The organism is Bacillus cereus group sp. BfR-BA-01492 (assembly GCF_022662815.1).
GTDB lineage: Bacteria > Bacillota > Bacilli > Bacillales > Bacillaceae_G > Bacillus_A > Bacillus_A cereus_BD.
Genome location: NZ_JAKUEH010000002.1, coordinates 59,550 through 76,848 on the forward strand (window position 1 = coordinate 59,550; position 17,299 = coordinate 76,848).

Genomic DNA, 17,299 nt, shown 5'->3' on the forward strand with positions numbered 1-17,299 from the left:
GATTCAATTCGACATAAACTCAGAAAATCCTTTTTTCTCTTTCTTCCATCGCCTTTGATAGACGTACAAGATATCGTCTCAGTGGGAAACAAACTATCAATAAGAAAATTCCATTTAACAATACAGTAGCAAGGAGACGATCTGTGAAAAAAATATTTGCTGGTACATGAATACGTCCTAATAACGATAAAAATCCATATACATAATACTCTAATGCTGCTATTCCTGCCAATACGATAAAAGAAACAATAAATAGATTCAACTGTAAAATTCTCATCGTACTATAAACAAGATACGCTAAAATCGGATAAGCAAATATGTATACACCAACTAGCTCTGTATATACAATATCAAATAAAAAACCGAATAACAGCCCATAATAAACACCTTGAAGAGGGCCGTAATAAACAGTAATAAAACATAGGACAATCATAAAGAAATGCGGTACTGCTATCGTATCTTTCCAAAATAGTTCCGTTGGCACAACCGTAGCAAACATATTTTCAAATAAAAAGAAAAAAAGAAGCAGAAGGGGAAGAATTGCTCGTTTTAAAATCGTCATCTCTGCTCCCCCTTACTGTTCTAACTCTGCTGAAGGCTTCACTCTTTTTGCAACCATTACTTGGTGCACATCATTTAAATCCGCAGCAGGCTTTACATAAGCTGTTTGAGTTAATCCATATGCATCCGGCTCTACTTCTACAATTTCCCCAATAGGTAAGTTTTCAGGGAAAATATCACCAAGACCAGATGTGACAACCATCTGTCCTTTTTCTACTTTTGCGCCTGATGAAATCTTTGTAAAAAGAAGCAATTGCTTTTCTTTATCATATCCTTCAATTAACCCAGAAATGTTCTCTTCTTGTCCTTGAACAACAGCCGAGACACGATTGGTACGATTCATAGAACTTAGCAATTCGACGGTTGATGTAAATTGAGACGCGCTCTTCACACGCCCAACTAAGCCTTTGGCAGTTATAACTGCCATATCTTTTTTAATCCCTTGCTGAGCTCCTTTATCGATTCCAATTAAATCATACCATTTGTCTGGGTTACGAGAAATAACAGTTGCATGAGTTGGCTTATAGTCTCTAAGCGAATCTTTCGCACCAATTACTTCACGTAACTCTTTATTTTCTTCTTCAATCCTCTTTAAATCTGTAGATAAAGTCGCATACTTGTCTAATTTTTCTTTCAACTGTTTATTTTCTTCATACGTGCGCTTTATATCCTCTACATTTTCGAAGAATCCGGCAACATAACTCGCTGGCTTTTGGAATACACGTTCTACAACACCGACAGTATCTTTTACAAACTGCTCTGGCCATGTTAGACTCTTCCGTTCTTTCAATGAGATTCCAATCAATGCCACGAGGAGAATAATACTAACTAGCAAAACAATTAATCTTTTGTTCAAGAAAAACTGTGGCACGTTCACACCCTCTTAATTTCATTGATTTTGTATTTGAAATATTAACGAGCAGTTTTGAAAAGGTCAATATTATCTAACGCTTTACCTGTTCCAATTGCCACGCAATCCAATGGATTTTCCGCAACTAAAACTGGCATTTTCGTTTCTTCACTAATTACTTTATCCAAGTTACGAAGCAATGCACCGCCACCTGTTAATACGATACCACGATCCATAATGTCCGCTGCTAACTCAGGTGGTGTTTTTTCTAATGTATTTTTAACTGATTCTACAATTGCATCTACTGTATCTTTTAAAGCTTCTGCAATTTCTTCCGGCTTAATTAACACTGTTTTTGGTAAACCGCTTACTAGGTCACGACCACGGATTTCCATTGGTTCTACACCTTCTGGTTCTCCAGCAGATCCAATTTCCACTTTTAAAGCTTCCGCTGTTCTTTCCCCAATCATTAAATTGTAGTTCTTTTTAATATATTGAATGATAGAATCATCCATATCATCACCAGCGACACGAACAGATTGACTTGTTACGATACCACCTAGTGAAATGATGGCAACTTCTGTTGTACCCCCACCGATATCAACAACCATACTACCAGTTGGTTCCCAGACAGGTAGGTTGGCACCGATTGCTGCTGCAAATGGTTCTTCGATTGGGTATGCATCGCGTGCACCAGCTTGGCGAGTTGCATCGATTACCGCACGTCTTTCAACCGCTGTAATACCAGATGGAACACATACCATTACATATGGCTTACGAGAGAAAAATCCATTTGATTTTTGTGCTTGTTGAATATAATACTTCATCATTGTTGCTGTCGTTTCATAATCAGCAATTACACCATCTTTCATTGGTCGCAAAGCTACGACATTTCCTGGTGTACGACCAATCATTTGTTTCGCGTCACTACCAACCGCAACGATTTGCTTCGTATCAGTTTGCAATGCTACAACTGAAGGTTCGCGTAATACAACACCTTTTCCTTTTACATATACAAGCGTATTCGCTGTTCCTAAGTCTATTCCAAGATCACGAGTAAAACCACCAAATCCAAACATGTCATCTATCTTCCTTTCTCATCTTCACGGACTCATTTTCTTACTTTATATTTATAATAAAACAGTACGTTTTTATATTTTCCATTCTTTACTATAGACATTTATCTACAAAAAACTCATAAATCACATTATAAAACAAAATAAGTAAAAAGCATAGTCTTAAATATGACCTTTTTCCCTTAAACTAACAAATTTATGGTCACCTATAATAATATGATCGATGACTTCGATTCCAATAATCTTACCGCATTCTACCAGTCGCTTTGTTACTTCAATATCCTCGCGACTTGGTGTCGGGTCGTAGGGTAGGAACCATGCGCCTTACTTTGTCTCCAAAGCAGGTTTCACAATTCCCCCCTCAGAACCGTACGTACACCTTTCAGCGTATACGGCTCGCCAGTTGATTAATCGGAATTTGCTTCTCATGGTGGTCATGATGGCATTTATAACAAAGAACAAGTGTTTTTCTATTCCGTTCAATCATTTTCTTGTCCAAGTATGTTAAATGTTTTTTCGTCTTCAAGGCCTTTAATTTACGGACATGATGAACTTCCATCTGACCTTCTATTGTACCACACACTTCACAACGATTTGCTAGTAAACGTTGCTCAAATTCTGTTCTGCTCGAATATTTCAATGTATTAACCAATATATCAATATCAGGTAGGTCCGTTTTGATTGCACCTTTATGCTTTGGTAGGTCTTTTAGCTTTACGAACTGATGAAGTTTTTCATTGCCGTCTTTGTTTTTTCTAACAAGGGATAACACGCCTTGTTTATGTGTTCGCATGCTGGAAGCAACCTTCATAGAGGTACTTCTTCGTTTATTAGCGATTGTTTTAATGAAACTACTTTCAGCTAAATAAAATAGTTTATCTAAATGATGATAATTATTAGCTAACTTATAGTAATTTGCAATTCCACGCAATTCAGCGTTGTAGGTGTGGAGAATTTCCATTTCCGAATTGTTTATTAGTTTTGCCCTGTGTATAATTTTAAAGTTGTCTAAATTACCGTATCCGTTTTTAATTGCAAATTCTTTGATTTTCTTTTCAGGAATCTCTAACTTAATCGCACCCGATAGAGTTCTCTTTTTTAATGGATGTTTTTGGTTTTTATACGTGACTCGTTTAACCTTAACCTCGTTCCATTTGTGAAATTGATATCCAAGAAAGGGAATTGGGTTTTCCAAATGGGTAACAAGTGTTTTTTCGTCACTGAGTTCAAGGTGAAGTTCCTTTTCAAGAAAATATTGAATCGTTTCCTTCATTTTCATAGCACTCTGTTTTGAGCCAGCAATTCCAATCACAAAGTCGTCAGCATAGCGGACATATTTTATTCTTTGATAGTTTCTATCCATTGGGTCGATAGAGGGAACTTCTATTTGTTTTACTTTCAGTTCCTGGATATTGAGGATTAACTCCTTCCTCCCTTTCCAATCACTATGCCCGTTTCTTTCATCAAGTCTTTTAATCTTTCGTGATAGCGTACTAATTTTTGATCGAAGCTTGATGTACTTCTCATTTCTTATTCTAAACTTGCCCTTAGCAAATACCTTCATTTGTTTTTCCATAAACAGGTCGAACTCATGAAGATAGATGTTTGCTAAGATAGGAGAAATGATGCCGCCTTGTGGTGTACCACTGTACGTTTTGGGATACATCCAGTTTTCCATAACTCCACTAGTCAGTGCACTATGTAACAAAAGTAAGAAACGATGGTCATTTATTTTCTTGGAGATAAGTTTTAATAGTACAGTATGGTCAATATGGTCGAAGAAACCCTTAATATCTCCTTCAATGCACCATGTTAATCCTTTCCATGTGTTCTTGATTTGAGATAATGCTGTGTGACAGCTTCTCCCTTCTCTAAACCCATGTGAGTTTTCAGAGAAGATTGGTTCATAAACACTTTCTAATATCATTCTCATAACTTCCTGTACTAACTTATCTTTGAAATTAGGAACTCCAAGCGTTCTCTTTTTCCCATTTGACGTAGGAATGTAACCCCTTCTTACAGGTGCAAAACGGAAAGTTCCAGCTTTTAATTGCTCTATTATGTCGTCTATTTTCTGTAAACTGAAACCATCTATCGTTTCATTAGAAGTTCCTTTAGTTAGGTTTCCTGCCTTTGGATATAGTTTTGCAGAGGCTTTAATCCACAACTCTTTTTTATACATAAGACGGTAACAATCCGTAATAATGTTTCCTTTTTGAGAGGCATTCCTTATAACGTCTAACTGTCGAAATGGATTGGTTGCCATATTCATGACTCCTTTCTAGTTAACGTTAACATCAACCTGTCTCCCTTCCCCCTGCTAAACTCATTACAAGCAAACGTTGAGTACTATGGAGACTCCGTTACCGTATGCAATTTTCATAGACCTGTGTCTAATAGCCAATTGGCGCTTGCACTTAGGTAATCCCTGCATTATGACATAATTTTAGATATGTGATGGTTAGGTATCCCTTTCGACGGTTTCTTCTAGCGGAAGATTGAAGGACAAACCTTACTATGGGCAGGGCTCAGGCGATACCCAGCAGACATAGCGAAAATATGTCTCCCATTTTGTCCTCATTGCCTGTTAACTATCGTAGACAACGGCGCACCCATCGCTCATTCGTCTAGGATTCAAGCAGTGTAGCTTTTACCATACATCACTTGGTCTGAAGAACTGACTCGACATGAGATAGTTTTGTCGTCTTTTCTCCTTTTCACATCATGCTATGTTCCCTCTATAGGTTTCCCCTCAAGGTAAGATGCTGACCATAGAACACTGTAAGGAGTTCTAGTTTTCTAAGAAAACGCTAAAATTACGCACCTTGCAGGCGCACTCCAGAAGGATGATTATGCAGACATATAATAGAGGCAGCTGCGCGGCGAAAAGCTTCTTTAAAGTAGAGTAAGAACCCGGCGCCTTGCCTAGTTTCCTAGGTAGGTTTCCCAGAACTTCCCTCCAAACCGTACGTACTCCTCTCAGAGTATACGGCTTTCCATTTATCCATCTAACTTCCTATTGTGTAAATCATGGTGGCATTTTATACACATAGCAATAGTCTTGTGATTTCTTGCAATCATAGTTTGTTCCCATCGTTTTTTGCCTTTCAAATCTTTGAGCTTATGGACATGATGCATCTCCAATGGAACATTTTCTGCACCACACCATTCACACTTTTCCGCTAAAAGGCGTTCAATGAGACTTGTTCTACCACCGTAACTGATTGTATTTTCGATTATATCTACCGACTGTCTTTTGATTTCCGAGTTTTTTCCATTCGTTGTTCCATAAAGTAGGCAATTTTAGGACCATCCTTCGTTTCATAACGTACCCCGAATTTCCCGTTTCTCTTAAATTTAATCATGATTTTACTGACGGTACTTTTATATTTATTGGCATACGTTTTAATCATGCTGTATTTCATTGTTTGACGGAAAGATTGAAGTACATGTACATTACTTGCTAAACGATAATAATTATACAGTCCCTCAATTTCCGCATTATACGTACGAAGAATTTCAAGGTCATCATTATGCACTAGATACGGACGATGAACAGGTTTCCATCCATTGTTGTTACCAATTTTTAATGCACCCAAATCAATGAGTTTTTTGATGTATTTCTCATGAGGTACGAATAGCTTCGTTTCATAGTTGAATTTTCGTTTCTTCGTACCATTGGACATCTTCATTATGTGCCAATCTCTTACTACTCGAATGTCATATCCTAAGAACCTAGCATTTTTCTGACTGTGCGTGATCCATGTTTTCTCAGCACTTAATTCTAATTTGAGTTCTATCGCAAGAAAGTTAGTTAAATCTTTCTTGATTTGTTCAGCTTCTTTTTTACTACCAATCACACCGATAATAAAATCATCCGCATATCTTACATATTTCATTCGACGATAATTTTGGTCAAAAAAGTCTTTGCTATCATGGCTTTGTAGCTGTTTATATAAAGCTTTTTCTTCTTTAGTTAATCGTTCCCAATCACGTTTACTTTTACAATCATTCATTCTTGATGCCAAGTTATGATAGACAAGATTATGGCTACGCTTTTCATCTTTATTGAAGGATTCCATATACTCCTCTACATATTTATCCAATTCATGCAAATAAATATTCGATAATAAAGGACTCATTATGCCCCCCTGAGGTGTTCCACTGTAGGTTTTATAAAAAGTCCATTCTTCTACATAACCTGCTCTTAGGAATTTCCAAATTAAATTTATAAATTTTTCATCCCTAATGCGTTTTCGTAAAAGTACAACTAATACATGATGGTCGATATTGTTGAAGAACCCTTTTATATCTCCTTCAATGAACCATCTCGCACCTGTAAAAGTGTTGCGTATTTCTTTTAAAGCCGTGTGACAGCTACGATTTGGTCTAAAACCATGCGAATGATTTGAAAATTGCGGTTCATAAATACTTTCTAAAATTCGCCGAACAACTTCTTGCACCAGTTTATCCTCAAATGTTGAACTACCTAAAGGCCTTGGTTGACCATTTTTCTTCGGGATATATGTTCTGCTTGCTGGTTGTGGTTGATAAGTTTGTTCTTTTAGTTTTTTGATTAAACGTTCGATTCTTTGTAAGCTCATCCCATCGATTGTATCGTCATTCATTCCCTTTGTATTACTTCCTTTATTAGGGTAAAGTTTAGCATAAGCTTCTAAATAAAACTCGGTATTATACAAATTTCGGTATAATCGTTCAAATACGTACGTTTCATTTTGCGATTTGAAAGTTAGAGTGCTTAATACTACTTTTGGACTTCTCATAGAGCCTCGCGCTCCTTCCCAATTTTGTATTAAACTCGATAAACTACTCTCCTTCGCCATGTAATAGGCTTTCCCTATCTCGGACTACTACGAGAGTTCCGTTGCCATATTGGATATTCAAACACTATTGTCATAGCCTGTATATGGCATTCCAACGTAGGCAATCCCCATTTAGACATTTAGAAACATAGCCTTTCATAGTTTCGGATGTGACTTTCGCTCTTTTCTTCCATATAGAAGATGGTCGAAATAGTATCACTTCATGTTTCTCGAAGTCTTTAAGAAACATGCATATTTCGTACAGCGTTTATCGTTACCTCCCGCTGAAGGTCCCCGTAGTCCCCCTTGAGCTATCATTCAAGCAATTCAGCTTTCATCCTTGTCTATGAATTTCATCTCGCCATTCAGTCGTGCCTTGGTAACTAGACAACTTATGGCTTTGCCAACATGCTACACTCCCCATTTGGTTTCCCTCTTGGGTCAGTTGGCTGATGATAGGGTAAAGATTGTGATATTTCCCTACTGCTTTGCTATAGCAGATTTTCTAAATACCCTTATGGGCGCACCACTTCACGCGGATGAACAATTGAGGCATTTAAACTTCCAATAAACACTGTCTGCCGATGCATGACTTGATTCTTTGTATTTAAATATAAACAAACGAAATGTTCCTGCTGTAAAAAACGCATTTCTTCCATCATATAACTTGCACAATCTTCCGGACTTCGAATGCTATACCGATGCTGGTACTCTAAACGCACCATTCTTCTTCCGAGTTCGAAGGCGGCGATGAGTTGAGATGCCTTGGCTACTCCGACGCCATGAATACTTGTTATTTCTTCCATTGTAGCATCCTTTAACATTCGCAAACCATCAAAGTGATGTAAAATTTTGTCTGCCAACATTAATACCGATTCCTCCTTTGATCCTGTTCTTAATAAAATCGCCAGAAGTTCCCGGTTTGATAAACTGCTTGCTCCTTCCGAAAATAAACGTTCACGTGGTTGTTCCTCCTTCAAAACATCACGAATACCGTTCATCTTGTCACTCCTTCTTATTTTTTTGCAAAGAAAACCCCATGCAAATTCACGCATGGGATGCATCGCTATTAAACTGTTGCAATTCGCGAACGAGACGTGCAATTGGCAAGCCTACTACACTGTAGTAATCCCCTTGAATCTGTTGAACAAAAATAGCGCCTTTCCCTTGAATACCATAACTTCCTGCCTTATCAAGTGGCTCTTTTGTTGCAATATACACATCAATTTCTTCCTCTGTTAACTCCCAGAATGTAACTTCTGTACGCTCATAGAAAGTAACGGTTTTCTCTTTCGAGATAAGGGCAACACCTGTATACACTTCATGTGTTTTCCCAGATAAAAGTTGCAACATCTCTTTTGCTTCTGCTGCATCCTTAGGCTTTCCAAGAATATGCGAATCATATGTAACAATTGTATCTGCACCTAGTACAATACTTTCTTCATGTGTTTCTGCCACAGCAGATGCTTTTTGTAAAGCAAGTGCCATTACAATATCAGCTGGTGATGAATATGCGCCTATTGTTTCTTCCACCTCGCTCACAACAACCTCAAACGGGACATTTGCAAGTTCAAGCAGTTCTTTTCGACGAGGTGATCCAGAAGCTAAAATAAGTTTTTTCATATTTTCTCCTTTCTGTCTTACATACAGCAGAACCATAAATTAATCGTATCAAATGAATATCATTCCCACAAATTATAAAAAACCACTTTCTTTTTGAAACATACATACTTCTACTAAATTAAATTATTATGTTCCCTGCAGTAATAAAGCTCTTTTACCTATTATGACATCCAAAAAGAAAAGAAAGAAGCATATATGCACTTCTTCCCTTCTATTATCATATTATTTCACTTTTTGTGAAACTATTTTTTCATAAGAAAGCAACCCATCCATCACAACTTGATTCAGCTTTGCTACTGTCGATTTATCTCGCTTTCCTTCCTTAATCGTTTGCACTGCCACAGATGTATACGTATATAATTTCTTTACATCATTCCGTTTTATTGCCGCTCCTTCCTTTTCAAGTCCTTTCCATTCTTTTTCAATTGCAGCGATTTCTGCTTGATTTCCTTTCTCTCCCATTTGGATACTGGATACATATTTTATAAAATGACTATATAAGGACTGTAACTTGCTAAGAAAAATGCCAAGCTCTTTATCGTTTTTCAACAAGGCCTTATCTGTAATTTCCCAATTCTTTTTCAAAACAGGTATACCGTCATTCCTATATTGTTCCATTAACTTACCTGCGGATTTTTCATCACTCGTAATCCCTACAACGAGTGCATATTTGTCTCCATTTGGTTTAAGAGCAGCGATGCGACCATTCTCTTTCCACTCTTGCACAGCAGCCTGTCCTTTTTCTTCTGACGAATATAGCCCCCCTTGTACAAAAAACAATGTAATTGGCGCTAATGCTGCATGTGTATTTCCGACCTTTGAAGCATCTTCTTTCTGTCCTTCCATACTTGTTTCTTTAGGCTCTGTTTCCGCCGTATGTTGCTGCGAAGTCATTACAGTGGTTTCTTCTCGTGCGCCTTTTCCTGTTAATAAATGAAGCATTCCCATCCCTAGCGCTGTCCCCATAATAATGGCAGTCGCAATCGTAAAGATTAGAACATTACTCCATTTTTTCCGAAATGTCTTGACCTTTGAAGTCTTTACTTGTTGAAAAGGGACTACATTTCGCAGCGTTTCACTTTTCACTACTTTCCAATTAAATTCATCCACTTCCTTTTGCTTTTCTTCATACTTCGCTTCTGTTCCGTTCACTTTAATAGAGATTTTCCGTGATTGCTTGTCCATACCATCACACCTCGCCTCTTATCATTGTCCGCATCATATCATATTCCATTTACAAATAAACAAGATATTTGTCAAAAAGATTCGTCAAATTGTCCCATATAGTTACTTTATGTGTATGCATTTGACTTCATTTGTAGAACAAAAAAACTAGGACGGCTATTGCTATCCTAGTTTTTCTCAACAATATATTTTCGAGCTTCTGAGATGAAATAAAGAGAACCTGTTATGATAAACACATCATTTTCTTGTAACGACAGTAGCTTTTGATTAATTGCCTCTTTCCAATTCTCAACTACTTTTTTTGTTTCCTTAGTTGCATAACTTGCTAATTCTTGAACAGAGATTGCACGATCAAAATCAAAAGTTGTAAACATCATTTCATCCGCTACCGCTTCCAATTGTCCTACCATATGACCCAGTTCTTTATCACCAAGAGCCGTAAATAAAATACTCACATTCTTGTCACTGTAATGCGCTTTTACCGTTTGAACAAGGCTTGCTATGCCTTCTGGATTATGTGCGCCATCTATAATCACATCTGGATTACGTCTTAATCTTTCGAATCGACCAATCCAATACGTTTCACTTAAACCTATGCGAATATTCTCTTCTTCCACTAAAAATGACATGTATGTTTTCAAATACAACACCGCCATTAATGCGAGTGCTGCATTTCTTACTTGATGATCTCCTTTCATAGAAATTTGTATATCTTTAAATGAAGCAAATGGACAAGAAAAGTCAAAGTGCTCTCCCTCTTCATTAGAACGCTGGTGCACGACTGTAAATTGTTTTCCCATCTCATAAAGGCTGGCATTCTTTTCATTTGCAACCTTTTGAATCACCTGAAGTGCTTCCCCATCTTGCACTCCCGTAATTACCGGTACCCCTGACTTTATAATTCCAGCTTTTTCATATGCGATTTCTGCTAATGTATTTCCTAAAATATGCATATGGTCATGACCAATATTTGTAATGATTGTTAAAACGGGATGCACAACATTAGTAGAATCGAAACGCCCACCAAGACCTGTTTCAAATAAAACAAGATCGCAAATGTTCACTTTGCCGAAATAATACATTGCCATGACTGTAATAATTTCAAACTCCGTTGCTTCTCCAAACTCTGTCTCATCCAATTTTTCTACAACAGGCTTTACTATATTTACAAGGTCAGTAATCTCTGGATCTGAAATTGGCTTTCCATTCACACTAATCCGTTCATTAAATGTTTCAATATATGGAGATGTAAATGTTCCTACCTTATATGTTTCTGCCTCTAACATATAGCGCATATATGTTAAAGTCGAACCTTTACCATTTGTACCTGCTAAGTGAACACATTTTATATGCCGCTCTGGATTGTCAAGCTCTCCAAGCATCCACCGCATTCTTTCTAATCCTGGTTTAATCCCAAACTTTAATCGGCTATGAATCCAGCCAATTGCTTCTTCGTATGTATGTATCACGCGAGTCAATCCCCTTTCCAATCAACGAACAAACCAATATCACAAATAAACTGTAACTCTATTATACGCAAATAAAAGAGACTCACCAAGATAGTGAGTCTCTTTTCAATGATTTTATTTTTCAAGATCTGCTAAGCGTTGACGAACCGCTTCACGTTTTTCTAAGTAATCTTTTTCTTTCGCACGTTCTCCTTCAATTACTGCCGCAGGAGCTTTCGCTACGAAACCTTCGTTTGCAAGTTTCTTCTGCACACGTTCTACCTCTTTATTGAACTTCTCAAGCTCTTTTTGTAAGCGAGCTTTTTCTTCTTCAAGATTAATAAGGTCAGCTAACGGTAAGAATAACTCTGCACCTGATACGATAGCAGTCATCGCTTTTTCTGGCGCTTGTAAATCAGTCTTAATGATTAGTTCACTTGGATTACAGAAACGCTCAATGTAAGAACTATTTTTTGTAAGTTGAGCAAGTACTGCTTCATCCTTCGCTTTAATTTGTAGTTGAACTTTTTTGCTCATTGGCGTATTTACTTCGGCACGAATATTACGAACAGAGCGAATGATATCAACAAGAAGGTGCATTTCTGCTGCTGCTTCTTCATCCTGTAAATCTTCGCGAACTGTCGGCCATGCCGATACCGTAATCGATTCGCCTTCATGCGGTAAGTGCTGCCAAATTTTCTCTGTTACGAACGGCATGAATGGGTGTAGTAAACGCATCGTTTGATCTAGTACATATGCTAACACAGAACGAGTTGTTTTCTTCGCCGCTTCATCTTCACCGTATAGTGGGAGTTTTGCCATTTCAATGTACCAGTCACAGAAATCATCCCAAATAAAGTTGTATAATGAACGGCCAGCTTCACCAAACTCATATTTATCCATGTTGCGTGTTACACTTTCAATTGTTTCATTTAAACGAGTTAAAATCCACTTATCCGCAACGGATTTTTCACCAGTTAAATCGATATCTTCATATTTCATATCATCCATGTTCATTAATACGAAGCGTGATGCATTCCAAATTTTATTAATGAAGTTCCAAGTAGATTCTACTTTCTCCATGCTAAAGCGTAAATCTTGACCTGGTGCACTTCCTGTTGATAAGAAGAAGCGCATTGCATCCGCACCGTACTTATCAATAACATCCATCGGATCAATACCATTACCAAGAGATTTACTCATTTTACGACCTTGTTCATCACGAACTAAACCGTGAATTAATACATCTTTAAATGGGCGCTCTCCTGTGAACTCTAAACCTTGGAAAATCATACGAGATACCCAGAAGAAGATAATATCATAACCAGTTACTAAAGCATCTGTTGAATAGTAACGTTTAAAGTCTTCTGCATCTTCATTTGGCCAACCAAGTGTAGAGAATGGCCATAATGCTGAGCTAAACCATGTATCCAGTACGTCGTTATCTTGCTCCCAATTTTCAATATCTGCAGGCGCCTCTGTACCTACATATACTTCACCAGTTTCTTTATGATACCAAGCTGGGATGCGGTGTCCCCACCATAATTGACGAGAAATACACCAATCATGAATATTTTCCATCCATCGTAAATATGTGTTTTCAAAGCGCTCTGGTACAAATGTTACTTTTTCTTCTTCTTTTTGCTGAAGTGCCACTGCTTTTTCTGCAAGTGGTCCCATTTTTACAAACCATTGTGTTGATAAGTATGGTTCAACAACTGCTCCACTTCGCTCACTGTGCCCTACAGAATGCATATGAGGCTCAATTTCTACTAATACACCAGCTTCTTGTAAGTCTTTCACTAACGCTTTACGGCATTCAAAACGGTCCATACCATTATATTTACCAGCTTTTTCATTCATTGTACCGTCTTCGTTCATTACAAGAATACGTGGTAAATCATGACGGTTACCTACTTCAAAGTCATTTGGATCGTGAGCTGGTGTAATTTTCACAACACCTGTACCGAACTCTGGATCTACATAATCGTCTGCAATAATCGGAATTTCGCGACCTACGATTGGAAGTGTAACTGTTTTTCCAATTAAATGTTTATAGCGCTCATCTTCTGGGTGAACCGCGACCGCTGTATCACCAAGCATTGTTTCTGGTCGAGTTGTCGCAAGACGAATGTAACCAGAACCATCAGTTAACGGATAGTTCATATGGTAGAATGCACCTTGAACATCTTTATGAATTACTTCAATATCAGAAAGTGCAGTACGCGTTGCTGGATCCCAGTTAATAATATATTCTCCGCGGTAAATTAAACCTTTTTCATATAATTGAACGAATACTTTCTTAACCGCATCAGATAAACCCTCATCTAAAGTAAAACGTTCACGAGAGTAATCTAATCCTAAACCAACTTTTCCCCATTGTTGGCGAATGTGAGAAGCATACTCTTCTTTCCACTCCCATGCTTTCTCAAGGAACTTTTCACGTCCAAGATCGTAACGTGAAATTCCTTCTTCGCGAAGTTTCGCTTCTACTTTTGCTTGTGTTGCAATACCTGCATGGTCCATACCTGGAAGCCATAATACATCGTAACCTTGCATGCGCTTTGTACGTGTTAAAATATCTTGAAGCGTTGTATCCCAAGCATGCCCTAAATGCAATTTACCTGTTACGTTTGGAGGTGGAATTACAATTGTGTATGGTTGTTTCTTCTCATCTCCTGTTGCTTCGAAATATTTACCTTCAAGCCACCATTGATAACGTCCTTCTTCAACGGACATATGATCATATTTAGTCGGTAAATTCTTTTCCGTATTTGACATTACTTTCCCTCCTTAAAATAAAAAATGCCCCTCATCCAAAAAGGACGAGGGACATCGCGGTACCACCTTTATTTACAAACAAATGCAAGATTTGTTTATACTCTTTATTTGATAACGGTCAAATCCGTCTTTTCCTAATGAGAATATATCCGTTCAGAAAAGATGCTCCAGGGCTACCTTCTAACATGACTATCTAGAGAATCTCCCAGCTAATAATTCCCCTCTCTGAAGACGTTTTATGTTATACTCTTCCCCTTCAATGCATTTATATAATTGTTATTTATTATATACAATAGTGTAAAAAACGAAACCATATTCGTCAAGATAAAAAAATTTTATGTTAAATGATTACTCAGTCTGATCTTTATTTGCACTATAAAAGTATAACATGAAACGTTACTCATTGTTATTTCTTCATCCTTACCGATTATTCACCTTCATGAATTAAGCTACCCAAAAGTAGCGGGATCAAGGTAAAAGTAGGATAAGCACATTCAGCACTTATCCTACATACTGTAACATTACCTTCCCCTTTCATAGACTACAAAATAGATTGGCTTCCTAGATGGAGGAATCATTATGATGCGACGTTATCGGCGTTCCTATAATTTTTCTGCCCCCTCATGGGTTAGAAGTTTACAAACCATGTTTTCTGATTTTGCAATACCACTGACTATTTTCCAAGGGATTCGCACCTTATTGCTACCAACATTTTTAGATTTTATCATTTTGATTATTTTTGTTATAGCAACGATTCGCTTACATTTTCAGCCGTAGTTTCAAAACTACGGCTATGATCCGTTTCCCTGCTGTACAGCTTGTAGTTGGGAAAGAAAATACTCAATATTACTTACAAGCCAATGAGATTGCTGTAACATTTTCACATTTCGAAACTCTTTTTGCTCATTGCGAACTTGTTTCTTCTTTACATACGAACGGATTTGACGAATAAATGGAGAGGGATACGTTAAATAAGCAAACATTAGGAGTTGTTCTTCTTTTGTAAAGGGAAAATGTTTTTGATATTCCTGATACCATTCAAAACGGTCACTTCTAGCAATTGGATAGGTATTTAAAGAACGTGTATAGAAACCTACAATATCTTGAATAGGAGTCGCAAATTGTGTTCTTTCTAAACTAATAAAATAGCCATTCCTCTCATAATCAAATAAAAAATGATTGAGAGATACATTTCCATGCACTAAGGAAATGCGTGTTTTTTCTTTTTCTTTCATCGCTTCATACCAATCGGTAAGCTGCTTTGTCGCAAAATCTCGCGCTCTCATCACATGATGAAAATACGTACAATACTGCAATTCAAATGGTGACATATACCACTTTGATTCGGATTGAACAAGAAATTCTTCTAATATTTCACCATCTTGCTCCCAGCGATCCGCTATATTTGTATAATGATTTTCTAACGCCTCTTCTGTATACGGTTCCTCTCGCACTGTTTTTTTATGAAGCATCGCTAACGTTTGAAACATTTTATGATATTGACCATTATCCTCGCCATTCCCGTCAGCTTTCTCAAGCCAAGGCATTAAATAATAACTATATGTTCCGTCACTCAAAATATAATTCCCATCCATCGCGTGATAGATGGGAACATAGTTGGAAAAACCTTTTTCTTTTAAATATTGAATATGATGCATAAAGTGATTGCGCTCTAGTCTTTGATTCGGCAATTTTTTTAATGCATACGGGCCTTGATTCGTATAAATCCTCATTACATTCCCATATTCTTCGATGTGCTCTACATTCAATTGATATCGTCTCACAATTGGTTCATAGCGATTGCGTAATTCTATATCCATCCGACTAATCCTTTCTCATCTAAAAATTCAAATGGAAGAAAAGAGATGAGTGAAGAATAGTCTTCACTCATTTTGACTTCGCTTTTGGAACAGGTATATAAATAACTTGACCTGCTGTTAAATAAATATCGTCCGTTCGGTTCATGCGATGTAAATGTTGCACAGATGTCTCATAACGCTCTGCTACCGACTCGATTGTATCTCCCTCTTGCACAAAGTACATTCTCACCTTTGTAAATTCTTCTTCTGCTTCTTTTGTAAACAATTTTGTTAAATATAAGGCATTTTCATCTCTTTGAGAATATACAGGTTCTTCTTGGTCTTCCTTTTCTTTCTTCGTTTCTTTTTCTTGAAAACCTGTTCGTCCAAACAACTCAACTTGCGGCATCGTTTCCTCTTTATCTCGCTCTTCTACATCATGTTCTTCTAATTCTTCTTCCTCTACTAACTCTTGTTCTTTCCGTTCTTCTAATTGAAACGGTTCAAAGGCATAATCTTCCCATCCGTTTGATTCTGATTGAAGAATGATTTCTGCTGTTTCTTCCGGCTCTTCCAGCTCTTTTTCCTCTTCAACTGTTTCTATCTCTTCTTCTCTTTTACCGTTCACATGTTCACTTTCTATATCTTCCACATCATCCAGCTCACGCTCAATATCATTTAATCCGTATATAGAAATATCAGCTAATAATTGTAAGCAGCCATTTTCCTTTAACTCATAATCAAATTCCTCGATAGAAACATACAATTCTTCAATTACCTTTACTCGATTTCTTGGAATGGAAATTTCTAGTGGAAACGAATGAACAAGTTCATGAATACCATCTTCTCTCTCTTCCACATAATCAATTGATTTCGCCGGGGATAATTCACTCGTTGAAAACTCAGTTTCCTCTTTCTTTGCAATATATTCCCCAGTTAAATCTAACTGCCCTCGCACAATCACTTCATGTTCAAGCTCTTCTATCTCAACGTCTGGATCTAACGAAATTGACAAAAGTTCTTCGACTTCCTGTCCTTTTTGGAACCAAACCGATTCTTTTAGTGAAAAACGTAATGAATGATCTGTTGCCACTCCTTTTCCCCCTCCCAAACTGTATGTCATTACAGATTTATGTTTCTTGGGGACATTTTA

At 37.3% G+C, this 17,299-nt stretch carries 11 protein-coding genes, 4 pseudogenes and 1 other annotated feature; of the genes and pseudogenes, 1 reads left to right on the forward strand and 14 read right to left on the reverse strand.

Features of this window, described 5'->3' with window-relative positions; all coding sequences use genetic code 11:
- Nucleotides 1-19: 19 nt before the first annotated feature.
- From mreD to MR063_RS03605, 12 genes and pseudogenes are all read right to left on the reverse strand, one after another.
- Nucleotides 20-562, reverse strand: a complete 543-nt coding sequence (mreD, locus tag MR063_RS03550; RefSeq protein WP_242145244.1) for a rod shape-determining protein MreD — start codon at nt 560-562, stop codon at nt 20-22.
- A 12-nt stretch (nt 563-574) separates the two neighbouring features.
- Nucleotides 575-1,432, reverse strand: a complete 858-nt coding sequence (gene mreC, locus MR063_RS03555) for a rod shape-determining protein MreC (protein ID WP_242193418.1) — start codon at nt 1,430-1,432, stop codon at nt 575-577.
- 41 nt (nt 1,433-1,473) lie between these two features.
- Nucleotides 1,474-2,490 carry a cell shape-determining protein MreB gene (gene mreB / locus MR063_RS03560; protein ID WP_012095626.1) on the reverse strand — a complete coding sequence of 339 codons (1,017 nt, stop codon included), beginning with the start codon at nt 2,488-2,490 and terminating at the stop codon, nt 1,474-1,476.
- A 159-nt stretch (nt 2,491-2,649) separates the two neighbouring features.
- A pseudogene (locus MR063_RS03565) lies at nt 2,650-2,790 on the reverse strand (JAB domain-containing protein); the annotation flags it as partial.
- Nucleotides 2,791-2,869: 79 nt separating this feature from the next.
- Nucleotides 2,870-4,753 (reverse strand): reverse transcriptase/maturase family protein, encoded by a 1,884-nt coding sequence (locus tag MR063_RS03570; protein WP_242193421.1) that lies wholly within the window; start codon nt 4,751-4,753, stop codon nt 2,870-2,872.
- A 571-nt stretch (nt 4,754-5,324) separates the two neighbouring features.
- Nucleotides 5,325-5,387 (reverse strand): annotated as a pseudogene (locus tag MR063_RS03575) (JAB domain-containing protein); the annotation flags it as partial.
- 100 nt (nt 5,388-5,487) lie between these two features.
- Nucleotides 5,488-7,271: pseudogene (locus tag MR063_RS03580) on the reverse strand (reverse transcriptase/maturase family protein).
- A 560-nt stretch (nt 7,272-7,831) separates the two neighbouring features.
- Nucleotides 7,832-8,311, reverse strand: a pseudogene (radC, locus tag MR063_RS03585) (RadC family protein); the annotation flags it as partial.
- 46 nt (nt 8,312-8,357) lie between these two features.
- Complete coding sequence (locus MR063_RS03590) at nt 8,358-8,933, reverse strand: Maf family protein (protein ID WP_242145248.1); 576 nt, start codon at nt 8,931-8,933, stop codon at nt 8,358-8,360.
- Nucleotides 8,934-9,155: 222 nt separating this feature from the next.
- Nucleotides 9,156-10,118, reverse strand: a complete 963-nt coding sequence (locus MR063_RS03595; protein ID WP_242193422.1) for a stage II sporulation protein B — start codon at nt 10,116-10,118, stop codon at nt 9,156-9,158.
- A gap of 167 nt (nt 10,119-10,285) precedes the next feature.
- Entirely contained in the window at nt 10,286-11,587 is a 1,302-nt protein-coding gene (locus tag MR063_RS03600) for a bifunctional folylpolyglutamate synthase/dihydrofolate synthase (protein WP_242193424.1), read from the reverse strand.
- 114 nt (nt 11,588-11,701) lie between these two features.
- Entirely contained in the window at nt 11,702-14,347 is a 2,646-nt protein-coding gene (locus MR063_RS03605; RefSeq protein ID WP_242193425.1) for a valine--tRNA ligase, read from the reverse strand.
- A gap of 37 nt (nt 14,348-14,384) precedes the next feature.
- Nucleotides 14,385-14,616: a binding site (T-box leader), on the reverse strand.
- Nucleotides 14,617-14,926: 310 nt separating this feature from the next.
- Here MR063_RS03605 and MR063_RS03610 point away from each other — a divergent pair.
- Nucleotides 14,927-15,124, forward strand: coding sequence for a hypothetical protein (locus MR063_RS03610; protein WP_242145252.1), 198 nt, complete (start codon nt 14,927-14,929; stop codon nt 15,122-15,124).
- A 14-nt stretch (nt 15,125-15,138) separates the two neighbouring features.
- Here MR063_RS03610 and ysxE read toward each other — a convergent pair whose 3' ends face one another.
- Together ysxE and spoVID are read right to left on the reverse strand one after the other, a co-directional pair.
- The gene (gene ysxE, locus MR063_RS03615) at nt 15,139-16,167 is read right to left on the reverse strand and encodes a spore coat protein YsxE (RefSeq protein ID WP_242193427.1); all 1,029 of its coding nucleotides are present in this window, start codon (nt 16,165-16,167) and stop codon (nt 15,139-15,141) included.
- 67 nt (nt 16,168-16,234) lie between these two features.
- The gene (gene spoVID / locus MR063_RS03620; RefSeq protein WP_242193430.1) at nt 16,235-17,269 is read right to left on the reverse strand and encodes a stage VI sporulation protein D; all 1,035 of its coding nucleotides are present in this window, start codon (nt 17,267-17,269) and stop codon (nt 16,235-16,237) included.
- Nucleotides 17,270-17,299 lie beyond the last annotated feature (30 nt).